The sequence below is a fragment of the Kitasatospora nipponensis genome, assembly GCF_039528135.1.
Taxonomy (GTDB): Bacteria; Actinomycetota; Actinomycetes; order Streptomycetales; family Streptomycetaceae; genus Kitasatospora; species Kitasatospora nipponensis.
Genome location: NZ_BAAALF010000074.1, coordinates 1 through 15724 on the forward strand (window position 1 = coordinate 1; position 15724 = coordinate 15724).

Genomic DNA, 15724 nt, shown 5'->3' on the forward strand with positions numbered 1-15724 from the left:
GGCCGGGGCGGCGCCGACCGCACCGAGCGCGGCGACCGGCCGGAGCGTTCCGGCGGACGGCGCGGCGCCGAGGTGGCCGAGCAGCCGGCCGAGGAGCGCGCGGCGCGTCCGCCGCGGGCCCGTCGCCGCACCCGTGGCGGCTCGACCGTGGCGGGCGTGGACGGTGCCACCACCGGGACGACCGCGGCCGGACAGGCCACGGCCGCCACGGCGCCGGTCGAGTCGGCCGGCAGCGGTCACACCGCGGCGGTCGAGGGCGAGAGCGCAAGACGCCGCCGCCGTCGCCGGCCGCGCAGTGGCGGCTCGGCGGGCGAGGGCGCGACCAGCGTCGAGGCGACCGCGGTCGTCGAGGCCGCCGCGGCCGTCGAGGCCGCCGTGGTGGCGCCCGTGGCACCCGAGGTGCCCGTGGTCTCGACGGTGACCACCGTGCCGAGCCAGGCGAAGGCGCCGGCCGCGGAGAGCGACAGCCCCGCGCCGAAGGCCACCCGGGCCCGTCGCGCCCGCAAGACCGCGGCTCCGGCCGGGTCCGCCGAGGTGCCGGCCACCGGCGAGGCGGCGGTGGCGACCCTGGTCGCGACGGTCACCGAGCCGGCCGTGCTGCCGGTGCCGGCCGCGGAGCCGATCGTGGAGCCGGCCGTGGAGGCCGCCCCCGCGAAGAGCACCGCCAAGAAGGCCGCGGCGAAGAAGACGGCGGCCAAGAAGACCGTCGCCAAGAAGACCGCCAGGACCCGCGCGAAGGCCACGGCGGCCGACGCCGTGGCCGAGACGGTCGTGCCCGAGGCTGCGGCCGCGGCGCCGGTGGCGGACGCCGTCGAGGCGCCGGCCGTGAGCAAGCCCCGCAAGGCGGCCGCCAAGCGGACCACCAAGAAGGCCGCCGCGAGCGTCGAGGCGCCGGCCGTCCAGGTCGCCGCCGAGGCGACCGAGGCCGCCGAGGCCCCGGTCAAGAAGGCCACCCGGACCCGGAAGACCGCCGCCAAGAAGACGGCGGCCACCGAGGCCCCGGCGGGCACCGAGGCGGCCACCGCGGCCGTCGACGCGCCGCGCCGCCGGACCCGGACCCGCCGCCCGGCCGAGGAGACCCCGGCCACCGACTGACGGCGTGCCGTGGGACGGCTGAACGAGTGAACGGTGAGGGGCGGGTCGACCGGTGCGGTCGGCCCGCCCCTCACCTGTTCACCCGTTCGCCGCTCCCGGTTCGCCCGGCACCGCCGTGGGCTCCACACCCTCGCCGACCAGGCCACTAGGCTCGTGGGCGGCCCCGCCGCACCGCACCGCACCGACCCCCAGCACCGACCCCGAGGAGCCCACCCCGATGAGCACCCCCCGCTTCCTCGCGCTTCCCCGCTGCGCCTCGGCCGTGCGGCTGAGCACCGCGCGCGGCACGTTCGCCGCGCTGCGCGGCGAGCCGGCGGGCGCCCCGCGCGGCACCGCGCTGCTGGTGCCCGGCTTCACCGGCAGCAAGGAGGACTTCATCGCCCTCCTCGAACCGCTGGCGCAGGCCGGCTTCCGGGTGGTCGCCGTGGACCAGCGCGGCCAGTACGAGAGCACCGCCCCCACCGACCCCGCCGCCTACGCGCTGCCCGAGCTCGGGCGCGACCTGCTGGCCGTCAGCGAGCTGCTGCTGGCCGAGGGCGACGGCGGCCCGCTGCACCTGCTGGGCCACTCCTTCGGCGGCTTCGTGGTCCGCGAGGCGGTGCTGGCGCGCTCGACCGCGCTGCCGGCGCAGGCGCTGCCCTGGGCCTCGCTGACCCTGCTCTCGACCGGCCCCGGCCCCATCGACCCCACCGAGGCGGCCCGCACCAAGATGCTGATGGACGCGCTGGGCGGGCTGGACCTGGAGACCATCTGGCAGCTGATGCAGCAGATGGACGAGGGCAGCCGCGACCCGGCGGACGTCCCCGCCCCCGAGATCGCCGACTTCCTGCACCGGCGCTGGCTGGCCAACGACCCGCAGGCGCTGCTCGCGATGGGCGACCGCCTGCTCGGCGAGCCGGACCGGACCGACCTGCTGGCGGCGCTGGACACCCTGCCGAAGCTGGCCGTCTCGGGCGTGCGGGACTACGCCTGGCCGGTCGAGGAGCAGGCCCGCACCGCCGAGCGGCTGGGCGCCCGCCACGTCGTGGTGGCCGGCGCCGGCCACTCCCCCAACGCCGAGCGCCCGCTGGAGACCGCCGCCGCGCTGGCCGACTTCTGGTCCACGGTCCGCCCGTAGGGCCTCTGTCGGGCAGGTCACCCGGCGGCACTCCGGGAAAAAGTCGTTAGTTCCGGTAATATTTGATTCAGACCGGGAATGAACGACCCCACCAGTGCGGTTGAACCCGAAGAGTCGCCACGCGAAACCAGGACTTCACAGGCGGGCAACCGCTGGGACCCAGCCCGCCGCCACGCTGGTGGACGGGCCCCAGCGCTCCCGCCCACCTCGGCACCAGCAGAGGGGACACGTGGCACCGACCGCCGTACCGCGCCCGGTACAGACGAGCACCACCCCGCCGCCTCGGCAGGCACCGAGGTCAGCAAAGGAGAGACCCATGCGTTTCGAGATTCTCCGACTGGACGACCACCAGGGCTCCGCCACCGACCGGCTGATCGCCGACGCGGAGACCGTACGCCGACTCGTGGAGGACGCGGCCCGTACCGGGGAGCGCCTCTACATCCGCCCGTGCCAGAGCGTCTGACGCACCGGCAGTCCCTTGCGTGCGGCCACCGGCCGCGCCGACGCCCCGCCACCGGAACGAGGGTGACGGGGCGTCAACGTGCGCCCTCCGTACGCCGAGCGCGCCCGGCCGACGTTTGCCGTCGGCCCGCGCGGGACATCCCCTAGCGGGGGCCACCGCCCGGCCCGATCGCCGGGAGCGACGCCGACGCACTCCGTACGGGTGATCGTCCTTGACGCGGCGGTCCGGAGGGAGGAGCGTTGGCTGTTATGAGGGGCGAGCCAAGTTGCCCGAGGTGCGCCGGTCGGGTGCGTGCCCCCGGTCTCTTCTCCGATACCTGGCAGTGTGACAACCATGGCGCCGTCCACCCGATGCAGCCCGTGCTGCCACCGAGCGTGGAGGCGCTGAGCGTCGCCGTGGCCCGATCGCAGGTCCCGGTCTGGCTGCCGTGGCCGCTGCCGGTCAGCTGGCTCTACACCGGGATCTCCCACGCGGGCGACGACGTCTCCGGGGCGCGGGCCACCGCGGTGGCCTGCTCCGGACCCGCGCCGCTGGGCGGCTTCGGCGAGCTGGTGCTGGTCGCCGAGGAGCTCGGCGTCGGCCTGGGGGCGCGCTACGCCGGCCTGCCCGGCCCCGACCCCGGCGAGGCCATCTCGCTGCACAAACCCGCGGACACCAAGCTGATGGCGGCCGGCCGGCCCACCCCGATGTGGCACGTCGCCTCCGCCCCGGACGACCGCGCGGTCTTCGTCGGCGAGGCGCTCGGGCTCTGGCTGTGGGCGATCGCCTGGCCCGAGCAGTCGGCCCTGCTGATGTACGACGAGCTGGTCCTCACCGACCTGCGCGACGCCGGCGCCGAACTGGACCTGCTGCCCTGCGGCGCGCTCTCGCCGCGGCTGCTGGGCTGAGCGGTCGAACGCGCGCTGACTATCCTGGGCGACTCCAGCCCAGCACCTCAGCCAGCCAGGAGTCCCACCCCGTGCGCATCGACCTGCACGCCCACAGCAACGCCTCCGACGGTACCGACAGCCCGGCCGAGCTGGTGGCGGCGGCGGTCGCGGCGGGCCTCGACGTGGTGGCGCTCACCGACCACGACACCGTCGCGGGCCACGAGGAGGCGGCGGCCGCGGTGCGGGCGCTGCCCGCGGGCAGCCGGCTCTCGCTGGTGACGGGCGCCGAGCTCTCCTGCCGGGTGGACGGCGTCAGCCTGCACCTGCTCGCCTACCTCTTCGACCCCACCGAGCCGGCCTTCGCCCAGGAGCGCACACTGGTGCGCACCGACCGCTTCCGGCGCGGGCAGGCGGTGGTCGAGCGCTGCCGGAGCCTGGGCGCGCCGATCAGCTGGGAGCAGGTGCGGCGGATCGCCGGCGAGGGCTCGGTGGGCCGCCCGCACATCGCCAGCGCGCTGGTCGAGGCCGGCGTGGTGGGCAGCGTCTCGGAGGCCTTCACCGCCGACTGGCTGGCCAACGGCGGACGGGCCGACGTCCCCAAGCACGAGACCGACCCGTTCGAGGCCGTCCGGCTGGTCCGGGGCGCGGGCGGGGTGCCGGTCTTCGCGCACCCGGGCGCCGCCAAGCGCGGCCGGACCGTCCCGGAGCAGACCATCGCCGACCTGGCGGCGGCGGGCCTGGGCGGCCTGGAGGTGGACCACACCGACCACGACGAGCCGACCCGGGCGCGGCTGCGCGGCTTCGCGGCCGAGCTGGGGCTGTTCGCCACCGGCTCCAGCGACTACCACGGCTCGCGCAAGACGGTGGGCCTGGGCGACTTCACCACCGCGCCCGAGGCGTACGAGGCACTGCTCGACCAGGCCACCGGCGCGAAGGTGGTTTCCCGCTAGCGCGGCGCGGGTGTCCGCTCCGGCACTCTGCCTTTGTGTGGCTCGGTTCGCCTCCGGGCGCTCTTGACCCGGCGTCGACGGTCGGCGGGCGCTGCGCTCCCTCCTACCTCGGTCGCTTGACCCTTCTCCCTTTCGACACCGGCACGCCCTTCGGCTCACTCGCCTCGGTGCTCGGGATGCGGGTGGGCGGTGGGCGACCGGACAATTCGGACCATGAGCTTCTTCGACACGGCAACGTTCGGGTCGCTCTTCGTCACGCTCTTCGTGATCATGGACCCGCCGGGGACCATCCCGATCTTCCTGGCGCTGACCTCGGGCCGGGCGGCCAAGGTGCAGCGCCGGATGGCCTGGCAGGCGGCGGCGGTGGCGCTCGGCGTGATCACCACCTTCGGGCTCTTCGGGCAGCAGATCCTCGACTACCTGCACGTCTCCATCCCGGCCCTCCAGGTGTCCGGCGGGATCCTGCTGCTGCTGATCGCCCTCGACCTGCTGACCGGCAAGATCGAGGAGCCCACCCAGACCAAGGACGTCAACGTCGCGCTGGTGCCGCTGGGCACCCCGCTGCTGGCCGGTCCGGGCGCGATCGTCGCGGTGATCCTGGCGGTGCAGAAGGCCGACACCGGCGGCGAGGAGTTCGCGGTCTGGACGGCCATCGTGGTCATGCACGTGGTGATGTGGCTGACCATGCGGTTCTCGCTCGTGATCATCCGGATCATCCACGAGGGCGGCGTGGTGCTGATCACCCGGCTCTCCGGCCTGCTGCTCTCGGCGATCGCCGTGCAGCTGGTGGCCAGCGGGGTGTACGGCTTCATCCACGACTACCGGTAGCCGCGCGACCGCACCCTCAGCCGAGGCTCGCGCCCCGGCGCCCGGGATCGCGCAGGTCGGTGCCCTGCCGCAGCCAGAGCTCCTCCAGCGCGGCCGCGCCGTGCACCCGCTTGTGGGCCGCCTCGTTCGGCGTCATCGGCAGCAGCGGCAGGAAGCGGACCGGATCGGCCGGCGGATCCAGCTCCAGGTCCGCGACCAGCCCGCCCGGCTCCCCCGCCAGCACCGAGGTGAACGGCGCGCCCTCCCAGAGCGCGCTGCCCAGGTCGAGGGAGGTCCCCGGCGCCACCACCAGGCCCTCCACCTGCGGGGTCGCGGCGAAGGTCGCCAGCGTGCGGAGCACGTCGTCGCGCCCGCCGCGGACCGTCAGCACCAGCTCGGCCCGCGGACCGCGCACCGGATCCACGACGGCCGAGGTCGGGTCGGCCATCGGGGCCGCGGCCATGCCCAGCGTCGCGTAGCGGACCAGCCCCTCGGCGTCCGGCCCGAAGCGCAGCACCTCGATCCGTTCGGCCCCCAGGAAGGTGACCGCCGCCCGGCCGCCGGGCTCGCCGAAGGTGGTGATCAGCCGGGCCTCGACCGCGCTCAGCACGTCCGAACGGCTCGGGCCCAGCGGGCCGTGCGGCTGGGAGGGGTCACCGAAGAGCGGGAAGTCGTGGGCCATGCGGCCGAGCGTACCGCCGCCCGGTCCGCGCGCCACCGCGACCCTGACCCCCGTTCTGACCTGCTGTTAGGGTGGGCAGTCGAGCAGAGGCCGAGGTTCCGTGATGTCGATGATCAACAACCTGCGGGCCGCGGTCCGTTCGAACCGCCGCCGCCCCGAGGCGACCGGCCCCACCGCCGGTCTCGGCGCGGAGTCGCCCTCGTCCGTGGTGGACTGCGCGGTCTACCAGGACGGGCAGCGCCACGGTGAGAGCTGCTCCCCGCGCGAGGCCGCCCGCCGGGTGCGCGAGGCGAAGCAGAAGGACCACCGCGAGTCCCGCGAACACCCCGGTTCGTTCAGCTGGATAGGGCTGCACGAGCCGACCGAGGAGGAGTTCGAGGGCATCGCCCAGCGCTTCGCCCTGCACCCCCTGGCGGTCGAGGACGCGGTGCACGCGCACCAGCGCCCCAAGGTCGAGCGCTACGACGACGTGCTCTTCGCGGTCTTCAAGACCATCCGCTACGTCGAGCACGACCGGCTCACCCCGACCAGCGAGGTGGTCGACACCGGCGAGCTGATGGTCTTCGCCGGCCCGGACTTCGTGATCACCGTCCGGCACGGCGAGCACGGCTCGCTGCGCGGCCTGCGCCGCCACCTGGAGAGCGACGCGGACGGCACCGGCCTGCTCGCCAAGGGGCCCGCCGCCGTCCTGCACGCCATCGCCGACCAGGTGGTGGACGACTACCTGCTGGTGGCCGACCGGCTGCAGACCGACGTGGACGACATCGAGTTCGACGTCTTCTCACCGCTCGGCGGTCCCGGCGCCGATGCCGGCCGGGTCTACCAACTCAAGCGCGAGGTACTGGAGTTCAAGCGGGCGGTGGCCCCGCTGCTGCGGCCCATGCAGCAGCTCTCCGAACCCGTGTCGGCCCGGCTGATCGACCCCGAGGTGCAGAAGTACTTCCGGGACGTCGCCGACCACCTGGCCCGGGTCACCGAGCAGGTGCACGGCTTCGACGAGCTGCTCAACTCGCTGCTGCAGGCCAATCTGGCCCAGGTCTCGGTCGCCCAGAACGAGGACATGCGCAAGATCACCGCCTGGGCCGCGATCTTCGCGGTGCCCACGATGATCACCGGCATCTACGGCATGAACTTCGAGAACATGCCGGAACTGCACTACAAGTACGGCTACTTCGTGGTGCTGGGAGCCGTGACCGCGATCTGCATAGGGATGTACCGGGGCTTTCGCCGCAACGGCTGGCTCTGACCGGGCGGGCCCCCGCGGGGGCCCGCCCGTCCGGCGGCGACCAGCCGACCGGACGCGGTCGGCGGCGCCCGGTCAGCGGCGCCCGCCGCGGAGCACCAGACCCAGGCCCAGCATGATCACCGCCACCGCCGGGTAGGCCGCCACCGGCGGCAGCTGGCCCAGCCAGACGGCCGCGATCAACGCCGCCCCCGGGGTCTCCAGCAGGATCGCCGTCGAGGTGACCGAGGGCCCCAGGGTGCGCACCACCCGGTTGCTCAGCGAGTGGCCGAGCAGCTGGGCGGCCACCATCAGCAGCGCGATCTGCCCCCAGACCCCGGCCGACCAGCCGGTCATCCGCACGCCGCTCCCCAGGCAGAGCGCCAGCAGCACCAGCGAGGTGGTGCCGTAGCAGATGAGCGTGTAGGCGGTGGTGCTGACGGTCCGCCGCACCTCGGCGCCCAGCAGCATGTAGCCGGCCGCGGCGAGTCCGGCGCCGAGCGCCAGGCCGTCGCCGACCAGCGCGCGCGGGGAGAGGGTCAGGTCCACCCCGGTCAGCACCAGGACGCCCGCGAAGGCCACGCACATGCCCGCCCAGACCAGCCGTGGCGGCCGGATCCCGCCCAGGCGCATCAGCAGGATGGTCCACAGCGGTGTGGTGGTCACCAGGGCCGTCGCGGAGGCCACCGAGGTCATCCGCAGGCTGGGCATCCAGAGCGCGAAGTGCACCGCGAGCAGCACCCCGGCGGCGACCGCCAGCAGCAGCGCGCGCCGGCCGATGCCGCGCAGCTCGGCACGGTGGCGCAGCAGCGCGTAAGGGCCCAGCACCCCGACCGACATGAAGTTGCGCCAGCAGGCGATGGCCAGCGCCGGGGCGGCGGTGGCCTTGATCAGCGGCGCGGAGAGCGAGATGCCCGCGATGGAGACCGCGAGCAGCAGCAGGTCGGCCTTCGGCAGGTGCTGCGGCACCGCACCGGCGGCGGGCGCGGTGGTGGCGGGCGCAGGGGCGGCGGCGGGGACGGGGTGGTCGGCGGGGACGGCGGTGTCGGGCCGGGCGGCGGGCACGGCTCTCCTCGGGGCAAAAGGGGCAGGGCGGTACCAAGGTAAGGCCCATTCCACCCTGACGGCACTGTCGCCCGCATCGCGGACCGCCCGGGCCCTGCGGCCGGCGCGGTGCGGGGGCCGTTCAGCCCCTGCGCCGCAGCCGTCCCAGCACCAGCTTCGGCAACCCCGCCGGGATCGGCTGCCGGGTGGTGGCCGTGCTCGGCATCGGCGCGGCGGCGTGCGAGACCTCGGGCATCGCGCCCGGCCGCTCGCTCGTCCCGCCGACCGGCGCCAGCCGCAGCACCCGGCACTCGCGCGCCCAGCGGTCGACCATGGAGTCGGTGTCGGGCGCGTTCAGCCGCTTGCCCCTGAGCTCCTCGACCGCGCCCGTCCACGCTTCGCCGTGCGGCTCGAGCACGCTGACCTCGGCGGCGAAGGCCACCAGCCGGCCCCACTTGTCCTTGCTGCGCACGGTCACCGCGGCGCCGGCCCCCGCCGTCAGTCCGTGCAGCGGCTGCTCCGCGCCGTCGCCGACCACCACCACCGCGCCGTCGTGCCAGGCGTGCCAGAGCGGGCGGCCCTCGTCCTGCCCCTCGGCGCGCACCCAGAGCAGCCCGGACTTCTTCACCGACTCCTCCAGCAGCGCCCGGTCGAGGAAGTCGTCAGCAGTTGCGGTCGTACCGTCCATGGCGGACAGCGTACGGGGCACGGAGCGGTCCCAGAGCGACAGCCGCCGATCCCGGCAGGCTGGGACTTGCGCACTTCGATAACCTTTCCCCCGACGACGAACCGAAGGGAAGTCCATGGCAGGGGCCGGTAGCCGGGTCTTCATCTCCCATCTCGCCGGGATCGCCGTCTTCGACCCCAACGGGGACCAGGTCGGACGGGTCCGCGACGTGGTGGTCTCGCTGCGCATCGGCGGTCGCCCGCCCCGGGTGCTCGGCCTGGTGGTCGAGGTGGTCGGGCGGCGCCGGATCTTCCTGCCGATGACCCGGGTGACCAGCCTGGAGTCCGGCCAGGTGCTGACCACCGGTGTGATCAACATGCGCCGCTTCGAGCAGCGGCCGACCGAGACCCTGGTGCTGGCCGAGCTGCTGGACCGCCGGGTGACCGAGACCGCCGCCGCCGAGGAGGTCACCGTCCTCGACGTGGCGATGGTGCAGACCCGGCTGCGCGAGTGGGAGATCAGCAAGGTCTTCGTCCAGCGCGGCAAGACCAGCCGGCTGCGCAAGAACAAGGGCGAGGCGGTCACCCTCGACTGGTCCGCGGTCACCGGCTTCACCCTCACCGAGGAGGGCCAGGGCGCGGCCAACCTGCTGGCCACCTTCGAGCAGTTGCGCCCGGCCGACCTGGCCAACGTGATGCACCACCTGTCGGCCAAGCGCCGCGCCGAGGTGGCCGCCGCCCTGGACGACGAGCGGCTGGCCGACGTCCTGGAGGAGCTGCCCGAGGACGACCAGGTCGAGATCATCGGCAAGCTGCAGGACGAGCGCGCCGCCGACGTGCTGGAGGCGATGGACCCGGACGACGCCGCCGACCTGCTCTCCGAGCTGCCCGGCGAGGAGGCCGAGCGCCTGCTCCAGCTGATGGAGCCCGAGGAGGCCGCGCCGGTGCGCCGCCTGCTCACCTACCAGGAGGACACCGCCGGCGGTCTGATGACCACCGAGCCGATCGTGCTGGAGCCGGACGCCACGGTGGCCGAGGCGCTGGCCCGGGTGCGGGTCTCCGACCACAAGCCGGCGCTGGCCGCCCAGGTCTACGTCTGCCGCCCGCCCAGCGAGACCCCCACCGGCATCTACCTGGGGACGGTGCACTTCCAGCGGCTGCTGCGCGAGCCGCCGTACACGCTGGTCGGCTCGATCGTCGACGGCGACCTCGACCCGCTGCCGCCGGACACCCCGCTCTCGCTGGTCACCAGCTACCTGGCGACCTACAACATGGTCGCCGCCCCCGTCGTGGACGAGGCCGACCACCTGCTGGGCGCCGTCACCGTCGACGACGTCCTGGACCACCTGCTGCCGGAGGACTGGCGCGAGGCGTCCCTGCACGGCGACAACGACCCCCTGGAGCACGAGCCCGAGAGCGAGGTGACCGGTGGACGGTGACCGCAAGAACCGCCGCGACGGACGCGACGACGCCCCGCGCCAACGCATTCAGGGCGAGCTGCGCGAACTGCGCCAGCTGCGCGAGCTGCGGGCCCGCGAGGGCAACCGGGGCCAGCGCAGCGAGGCCCAGCTGAGCTCCGGCGGCCGTTCCCGGCTGGACCAGCCGCGCACCGGCCGCCCGGCGCTCTTCGCGCTGCCCGCCTACGACCCGGAGGCCTTCGGCAAGCTCTCCGAACGGGTCGCCCGGTTCCTGGGCACCGGGCGGTTCATCGTCTGGATGACCGTGGTGGTGGTGGTCTGGGTGGGCTGGAACACCCTGCTGCCGAGCGACTGGCGCTTCGACGCCTACCCGTTCATCTTCCTCACCCTGGTGCTCTCGCTGCAGGCCTCCTACGCGGCGCCGCTGATCCTGCTCGCGCAGAACCGCCAGGACGACCGCGACCGCGTCAACATGGAGCAGGACCGGGCCCGTGGCGAGCGCAACATCGCCGACACCGAGTACCTGACCCGCGAGGTCGCCGCCCTGCGCCAGGGACTGGGCGAGGTCGCCACCCGCGACTTCATCCGCTCCGAACTGCAGAGCCTGCTCAAGGAGATGGACGAACGCCGGGACGCCTCCGAGGTCGTCTGAGCCGGCCGGGCCGCAGTGCCCGTCCGGCCCGCCGCGGAGGCCGAGCTGTGACCCGCGGCACGCTACCGGCGAGTCAACCGCCGCACCGCCGCGCCGTACCATCAAGGCATGGCCAATGAGACAGAGGTGGCGACCGGCGTGACGGAGGAATCCGTGCGCGAGGCGCTGTCCACCGTGCAGGATCCGGAGATCAACCGTCCGATCACCGAGCTCGGCATGGTGAAATCGGTGGAGATCTCGGACGACGGCACCGTACGGGTCGCCGTCTTCCTGACCGTCTCCGGCTGCCCGATGCGCGAGACGATCACCGAGCGCGTGCAGACCGCGGTCGGGCGTGTCGCGGGCGTCACCGCCGTCGAGGTCGAGCTCGACGTGATGAGCGACGAGCAGCGCAAGGAGCTCTCCCAGCTGCTGCGCGGCGGCGCCCCCGAGCGGGAGATCCCGTTCGCCAAGCCCGGCACGCTGACCCGCGTCTACGCGGTCGCCTCCGGCAAGGGCGGTGTCGGCAAGTCCTCGGTGACCGTCAACCTGGCCGCCGCGATGGCCGCCGACGGCCTGAAGGTCGCCGTGGTCGACGCCGACATCTACGGCCACAGCGTGCCGCGGATGCTGGGCGTCGAGGGCCGGCCCACCCAGGTCCAGGACATGATCATGCCGCCGTCCTCGCACGGCGTGAAGGTCATCTCGATCGGCATGTTCACCCCCGGCAACGCCCCCGTGGTCTGGCGCGGCCCGATGCTGCACCGCGCGCTGCAGCAGTTCCTGGCCGACGTCTACTGGGGCGACCTGGACGTGCTGCTGCTCGACCTGCCGCCCGGCACCGGCGACATCGCCATCTCGGTGGCCCAGCTGGTCCCCAACGCCGAGATCCTGATCGTCACCACCCCGCAGATGGCCGCCGCCGAGGTGGCCGAGCGGGCCGGCACGATCGCCCTGCAGACCCACCAGAAGATCGTCGGCGTGATCGAGAACATGTCCGGCATGCCGTGCCCGCACTGCGACGAGCTGGTCGACGTCTTCGGCACCGGCGGCGGCCAGACCGTGGCCGACGCGCTGACCCGGGCCACCGGCGCCAACGTCCCGGTCCTCGGCAACATCCCCATCGACGTCCGCCTGCGCGAGGGCGGCGACGACGGCACCCCGGTCGTCCTGGCCGCCCCCGACTCCCCCGCCGGCGCCGCCCTGCGCGCCGTCGCCGGCAAGCTCGGCGGCCGCCAGCGCGGCCTCTCCGGCCTCTCCCTGGGCCTGACCCCGAAGAACAAGTTCTGACCGGGCCGGCAGGCCTGTAGGGCCCACACCGCGAAGGGCGCTCCCGGGGTTCGGGGGCGCCCTTCGGCGTGCTCGTGGGGTGGGGCCGGGGTGGCTAGGGGTGGGGGGTGTACGCGGCGAGGTCGGGGATGCCGGCGAAGCCGATGCCGTAGGCGCTGACGCTGCGGCCGTAGGCGCCGAGCAGGACGCCGGGGGCCTCGCCCGCCAGGACCCAGCCGTACTCGGACTCGCGGTAGCGGAAGGGGTGCGGCAGGCCGTTGACCGGCAGGGTGAGCGGGGACCAGCCGGGGCCGGCGAGGTCGTCGGCGAGGTCCCAGGCGATGGCGGTCTGCTGGTCCAGCCAGTCCTGGCGGCGGCCGCGGTCCAGCTGGCCGGGCCAGGTGGCCGCCAGCAGGCCGGAGCCGGCCAGCCAGGCCGCCGAGGAGGCGGAGGTGGCCTCCAGCATGCCGGTGCCGTCGGCGCTGCGCCGCCCGGGGCGGCGGGCCACCGTGACGACCACGGCGAAGCGGCGCGCGGACGGGGTCTCGTGCTGGCGCGGCGGCTCGTCGCCGTGGCCCACCGAGCCGTAGTCGATGGTGCGGGGCTGACCGGGCCGGTGGCCGCCGGCGCCGGCCTGCAGCAGCCAGCGCCGGCCGGTCCACCCCTCGTCCAGGCCGTACCAGGGGAAGTCGGCCTCCAGGTACGGCGCGAGCGGGTCCGCCGGCGCGGCCGTCCGCCGGCCGGGCACCTCCGCGGCCGTCGCGGTGGCGGTGGCGGCCGGTCCGGTCGCGTCCGCCGGTCCTGCCGTCCGGGCCGGTCCCACCGCACGACTGCTCGTCGCGTCCATTCCAGGGCCTCCTCAGCACTCTGTCGGGCACTCAGCACAATAGCGGCGCAGAACGGCGGCACCCCGCCCAGCGGGTGGCCGGGCGGGGTGTCGTGGTGTCGCGGGCGGCGTGTCGTCGGGCGGGCCGGGTGGGCATCAGGCGGCTGGGCGGGCCGCCCACGTGGGCCTCAGGTGGCGTCGAGGTCGTAGGGCGGGCGCTCGCCGGCGGCCAGCGGTTCGCCGGTCGAGACGGGCTTGACCATGTTGACCGCGCCCGCACCCGCGGCGGCGTTCGCCGCGGCCTTGGTGGTGCCCACCGGCGCCTTGTCGTCCAGCATCGACTTGAGGTTCAGCCCCTCGCGCAGCTCCCCCAGGCCCAGCGGGTCGGACTCGCCGCCGATCAGGTTCTTGCGCACGAAGGTCTTCGGGTTGAGGTCCTCGAAGTCGAAGTCCTTGAACTCGGGACCCAGCTCGCTGCGGATGTCCTCCTTGGCGCTGTCCGCGAAGGTGCGCACCTTGCGGATGAAGCCCATGGTGTCCTGGATCAGCTTGGGGAGCTTGTCCGGCCCGAAGATCACGATCGCCATGATGACCAGGGTGATCATTTCGAGTGGGCCTATGTCGAAGAACACGGAAGCTCCCAGCTGCTGGAGGACGAACCCGGTTCGGCCCGCGACACCGGTCCCTACAGCGTAATGGCCACCAGCGGGTCCGTGGTCCACGGGGGAACGAAACCGTGGTAAAGACCAACTGGTGGCCGAACGCCGGGCCTACGGCAGGCCACCGGGAGCGGAAGCCCCGGGGCCCGGATCACCGGGACCCCGGATGACGGGTCACGGGAACAGCGGACGCCCGCCGTGCACCACCGGGTCGATCGCCTGGGTCGAGGGGGCGGGGCGCAGCAGGTCGTACGGGTGACCGCCCGGCGCGTGGCCGGGGAAGTCCACCGTGAGCGGCGCGTTCAGCTGGCTGACCGGGCGCACGCCGGGCACCTGCGGGTTGACCGCGCTGCCGTGCTGGTCGTCCAGCGGGCTGTCACCGGCCACCGAGGCCAGGCCCAGGCTGCCGAAGCCGCCCAGCGCCACCTCGGCCACCGAGAACGCGCCGGCCGCCGCGAAGACCAGCCGCCGGCCGCGCGGGGCACCGGGTCGCGAGATCGGCAGCACGACCGCCGGCCGCTCGGTGCTGACCACCGAGCGGGCCGAGCCGCGCCGGCCCGTCCACAGCCGCAGGTCCGGTCCGCGGCCGGCCCGCGGGTCGACGCCCGGCAGCGGGGTGTCGGCGCCCAGCGCACCGGCGCCGAACGCGCTGCCGCTGCCGCTGCCGCGGCCGAAGGAACCACCGGTCAGCCTGCTGCCGCCGAGGGTCGGGGCGGGCGGCGCGGTCGGCTGCGCGGGCGCGCGGGCGCCGGGGCCCGGCGGGGGCTCGTCGTCGGGCAGGGCCGCGACCGCGAGCAGCCGTGACATCAGCAGCCCGGAGGGGCCGGGGGCCTGGGTCCGGGCGAGGGCCTGCTTGACCGCCCGGCCGTCGTCGGCCTCGGCCAGGCACTGCGGACAGGTCGCCAGGTGCGCCTGGACCCGCTCGCGCGCGTCGTGGCCGAGTTCGCCGTCCAGGTAGGCGGTCAGCCGCTCACCGAGATGGTGCTCCTCGGCCGCCGCGGACGAAGGGCTCGCGCGCACCGCGATCGGCCGCAGCACGGGTACCTCCTGACGGGTGCTCTCCTGCTGCGCCTCGGCGGGCGCCGGGCGCCGGGCGCCGGACCGGCCTGCAGCGCTCACGATCGCCTCCGCCCGCTCCCACCCGGCGTACCCGGCTCACCGGCGACCGCGCCCGCGGCCACCGGCTCCAGCTGCTCCGAGCCGCCGCGCCGCACCCGCCCGGGAGCGGCGCCCGGGGCGCGGTGCTTGAGCGCGGCCCGCAGGTGCGAGCGGCCGCGGTGGATCCGACTGCGCACGGTGCCGAGCTTGACGCCCAGCGTGGCGGCGATCTCCTCGTAGCTGAGGCCCTCGATGTCGCAGAGCACCACGGCGGCGCGGAACTCGGGCGCCAGGGTGTCCAGCGCCTGCTGGACGTCGGCGTCGAAGTGGGTGTCGCTGAAGGCCTGCGCCGGGCTGGGCTCGCGGCTGGGCAGACGCTCGGCGGCGTCCTCGGCCAGCGCGTCGAAGCGGATCCGCTGACGGCGGCGGACCATGTCCAGGAAGAGGTTGGTGGTGATCCGGTGCAGCCAGCCCTCGAAGGTGCCGGGGGTGTAGGTGGAGAGCGAGCGGAAGACCCGAACGAAGACCTCCTGCGTGAGGTCCTCGGCGTCGTGCTGATTGCCCGTCAGGCGGTAGGCCAGGCGGTAGACCCGGGCGCTGTGCGCCTCGACGATCTCCTCCCAGCTGGGGGGCGTCCAGCCCTGCGCGTCAGGCCCCTCGGTGAAGGTCGCGAGCGCGACGGGCGCCGAGGGCTCGGCGGCGGTGCCGTCGGTCGACTGGTCCAGGGGGGAGTGCGCAGACTGGTTCATCACGGGCTTCGGCGTACGGGCCGACGAGGTGCCGCGGAAGTGCCGCCGCACAGGGACGTCGCCCTCGGCCACACCTCCTCGGTTGGCTCTTCTGCCCAGCAGGGCCACCACCATATCCACCTCACCCGTCAGTTCTGGATAAAAGTGTGCTCATCCACC

At 74.5% G+C, this 15724-nt stretch carries 16 protein-coding genes and 1 pseudogene; 10 read left to right on the plus strand and 7 right to left on the minus strand.

Features of this window, described 5'->3' with window-relative positions; all coding sequences use genetic code 11:
- From ABD323_RS20705 to ABD323_RS20730, 6 genes and pseudogenes are all read left to right on the plus strand, one after another.
- Window positions 1–1095: pseudogene (locus ABD323_RS20705) on the plus strand (hypothetical protein); the annotation flags it as partial.
- 217 nt (window positions 1096–1312) lie between these two features.
- A complete protein-coding gene (locus ABD323_RS20710; protein WP_344443279.1) occupies window positions 1313–2212 on the plus strand; it encodes an alpha/beta fold hydrolase in 900 nt (299 codons plus the stop codon).
- Window positions 2213–2528: 316 nt separating this feature from the next.
- Window positions 2529–2675 carry a hypothetical protein gene (locus ABD323_RS20715; protein ID WP_344443280.1) on the plus strand — a complete coding sequence of 49 codons (147 nt, stop codon included), beginning with the start codon at window positions 2529–2531 and terminating at the stop codon, window positions 2673–2675.
- Window positions 2676–2923: 248 nt separating this feature from the next.
- A complete protein-coding gene (locus ABD323_RS20720; RefSeq protein WP_344443281.1) occupies window positions 2924–3562 on the plus strand; it encodes a DUF6758 family protein in 639 nt (212 codons plus the stop codon).
- A 71-nt stretch (window positions 3563–3633) separates the two neighbouring features.
- Window positions 3634–4494: a PHP domain-containing protein gene (locus tag ABD323_RS20725; RefSeq protein ID WP_344443282.1), complete on the plus strand. Its 861-nt coding sequence runs from the start codon at window positions 3634–3636 to the stop codon at window positions 4492–4494.
- A 213-nt stretch (window positions 4495–4707) separates the two neighbouring features.
- On the plus strand, window positions 4708–5322 hold the full coding sequence (locus ABD323_RS20730) for a MarC family protein (protein ID WP_344443283.1): 615 nt from the start codon (window positions 4708–4710) through the stop codon (window positions 5320–5322).
- A gap of 16 nt (window positions 5323–5338) precedes the next feature.
- On the opposite strand, the gene ABD323_RS20735 is transcribed toward ABD323_RS20730, so the two are convergent.
- Complete coding sequence (locus ABD323_RS20735; RefSeq protein WP_344443284.1) at window positions 5339–5983, minus strand: suppressor of fused domain protein; 645 nt, start codon at window positions 5981–5983, stop codon at window positions 5339–5341.
- Window positions 5984–6086: 103 nt separating this feature from the next.
- Between ABD323_RS20735 and ABD323_RS20740 the strand changes: the two genes are divergently transcribed.
- Entirely contained in the window at window positions 6087–7229 is a 1143-nt protein-coding gene (locus tag ABD323_RS20740) for a magnesium and cobalt transport protein CorA (RefSeq protein ID WP_344443285.1), read from the plus strand.
- 72 nt (window positions 7230–7301) lie between these two features.
- Here ABD323_RS20740 and ABD323_RS20745 read toward each other — a convergent pair whose 3' ends face one another.
- Window positions 7302–8270 carry a DMT family transporter gene (locus tag ABD323_RS20745; RefSeq protein ID WP_425556086.1) on the minus strand — a complete coding sequence of 323 codons (969 nt, stop codon included), beginning with the start codon at window positions 8268–8270 and terminating at the stop codon, window positions 7302–7304.
- A 121-nt stretch (window positions 8271–8391) separates the two neighbouring features.
- Window positions 8392–8937, minus strand: a complete 546-nt coding sequence (locus ABD323_RS20750; protein ID WP_344443286.1) for a hypothetical protein — start codon at window positions 8935–8937, stop codon at window positions 8392–8394.
- 115 nt (window positions 8938–9052) lie between these two features.
- Here ABD323_RS20750 and ABD323_RS20755 point away from each other — a divergent pair, with 115 nt between their 5' ends.
- From ABD323_RS20755 to ABD323_RS20765, 3 genes are all read left to right on the plus strand, one after another.
- Complete coding sequence (locus ABD323_RS20755; RefSeq protein WP_344443287.1) at window positions 9053–10354, plus strand: magnesium transporter MgtE N-terminal domain-containing protein; 1302 nt, start codon at window positions 9053–9055, stop codon at window positions 10352–10354.
- 85 nt (window positions 10355–10439) lie between these two features.
- Window positions 10440–10985: a DUF1003 domain-containing protein gene (locus ABD323_RS20760; protein WP_344443317.1), complete on the plus strand. Its 546-nt coding sequence runs from the start codon at window positions 10440–10442 to the stop codon at window positions 10983–10985.
- 108 nt (window positions 10986–11093) lie between these two features.
- A complete protein-coding gene (locus ABD323_RS20765) occupies window positions 11094–12254 on the plus strand; it encodes an Mrp/NBP35 family ATP-binding protein (protein WP_344443288.1) in 1161 nt (386 codons plus the stop codon).
- 94 nt (window positions 12255–12348) lie between these two features.
- Here ABD323_RS20765 and ABD323_RS20770 read toward each other — a convergent pair whose 3' ends face one another.
- From ABD323_RS20770 to sigE, 4 genes are all read right to left on the minus strand, one after another.
- The gene (locus ABD323_RS20770; RefSeq protein ID WP_344443289.1) at window positions 12349–13080 is read right to left on the minus strand and encodes a hypothetical protein; all 732 of its coding nucleotides are present in this window, start codon (window positions 13078–13080) and stop codon (window positions 12349–12351) included.
- Window positions 13081–13247: 167 nt separating this feature from the next.
- The gene (locus ABD323_RS20775; RefSeq protein ID WP_344443290.1) at window positions 13248–13691 is read right to left on the minus strand and encodes a sec-independent translocase; all 444 of its coding nucleotides are present in this window, start codon (window positions 13689–13691) and stop codon (window positions 13248–13250) included.
- Window positions 13692–13892: 201 nt separating this feature from the next.
- Entirely contained in the window at window positions 13893–14837 is a 945-nt protein-coding gene (locus tag ABD323_RS20780; protein WP_344443291.1) for a zf-HC2 domain-containing protein, read from the minus strand.
- Window positions 14834–15565, minus strand: coding sequence for an RNA polymerase sigma factor SigE (sigE, locus tag ABD323_RS20785; protein WP_425556088.1), 732 nt, complete (start codon window positions 15563–15565; stop codon window positions 14834–14836). Before sigE ends, ABD323_RS20780 begins: the two co-directional genes overlap by 4 nt.
- Window positions 15566–15724: the final 159 nt, after the last annotated feature.

Coding starts and splice junctions, on each gene's coding strand:
- ABD323_RS20750 (WP_344443286.1), bottom strand. CDS start 8,937: ATGGACGGTACGACCGCAACTGCTGACGACTTCCTCGACCGGGCGCTG.
- ABD323_RS20740 (WP_344443285.1), top strand. CDS start 6,087: ATGTCGATGATCAACAACCTGCGGGCCGCGGTCCGTTCGAACCGCCGC.
- ABD323_RS20770 (WP_344443289.1), bottom strand. CDS start 13,080: ATGGACGCGACGAGCAGTCGTGCGGTGGGACCGGCCCGGACGGCAGGA.
- ABD323_RS20735 (WP_344443284.1), bottom strand. CDS start 5,983: ATGGCCCACGACTTCCCGCTCTTCGGTGACCCCTCCCAGCCGCACGGC.
- ABD323_RS20765 (WP_344443288.1), top strand. CDS start 11,094: ATGGCCAATGAGACAGAGGTGGCGACCGGCGTGACGGAGGAATCCGTG.
- ABD323_RS20710 (WP_344443279.1), top strand. CDS start 1,313: ATGAGCACCCCCCGCTTCCTCGCGCTTCCCCGCTGCGCCTCGGCCGTG.
- ABD323_RS20720 (WP_344443281.1), top strand. CDS start 2,924: ATGAGGGGCGAGCCAAGTTGCCCGAGGTGCGCCGGTCGGGTGCGTGCC.
- ABD323_RS20755 (WP_344443287.1), top strand. CDS start 9,053: ATGGCAGGGGCCGGTAGCCGGGTCTTCATCTCCCATCTCGCCGGGATC.
- sigE (WP_425556088.1), bottom strand. CDS start 15,565: ATGAACCAGTCTGCGCACTCCCCCCTGGACCAGTCGACCGACGGCACC.
- ABD323_RS20730 (WP_344443283.1), top strand. CDS start 4,708: ATGAGCTTCTTCGACACGGCAACGTTCGGGTCGCTCTTCGTCACGCTC.
- ABD323_RS20715 (WP_344443280.1), top strand. CDS start 2,529: ATGCGTTTCGAGATTCTCCGACTGGACGACCACCAGGGCTCCGCCACC.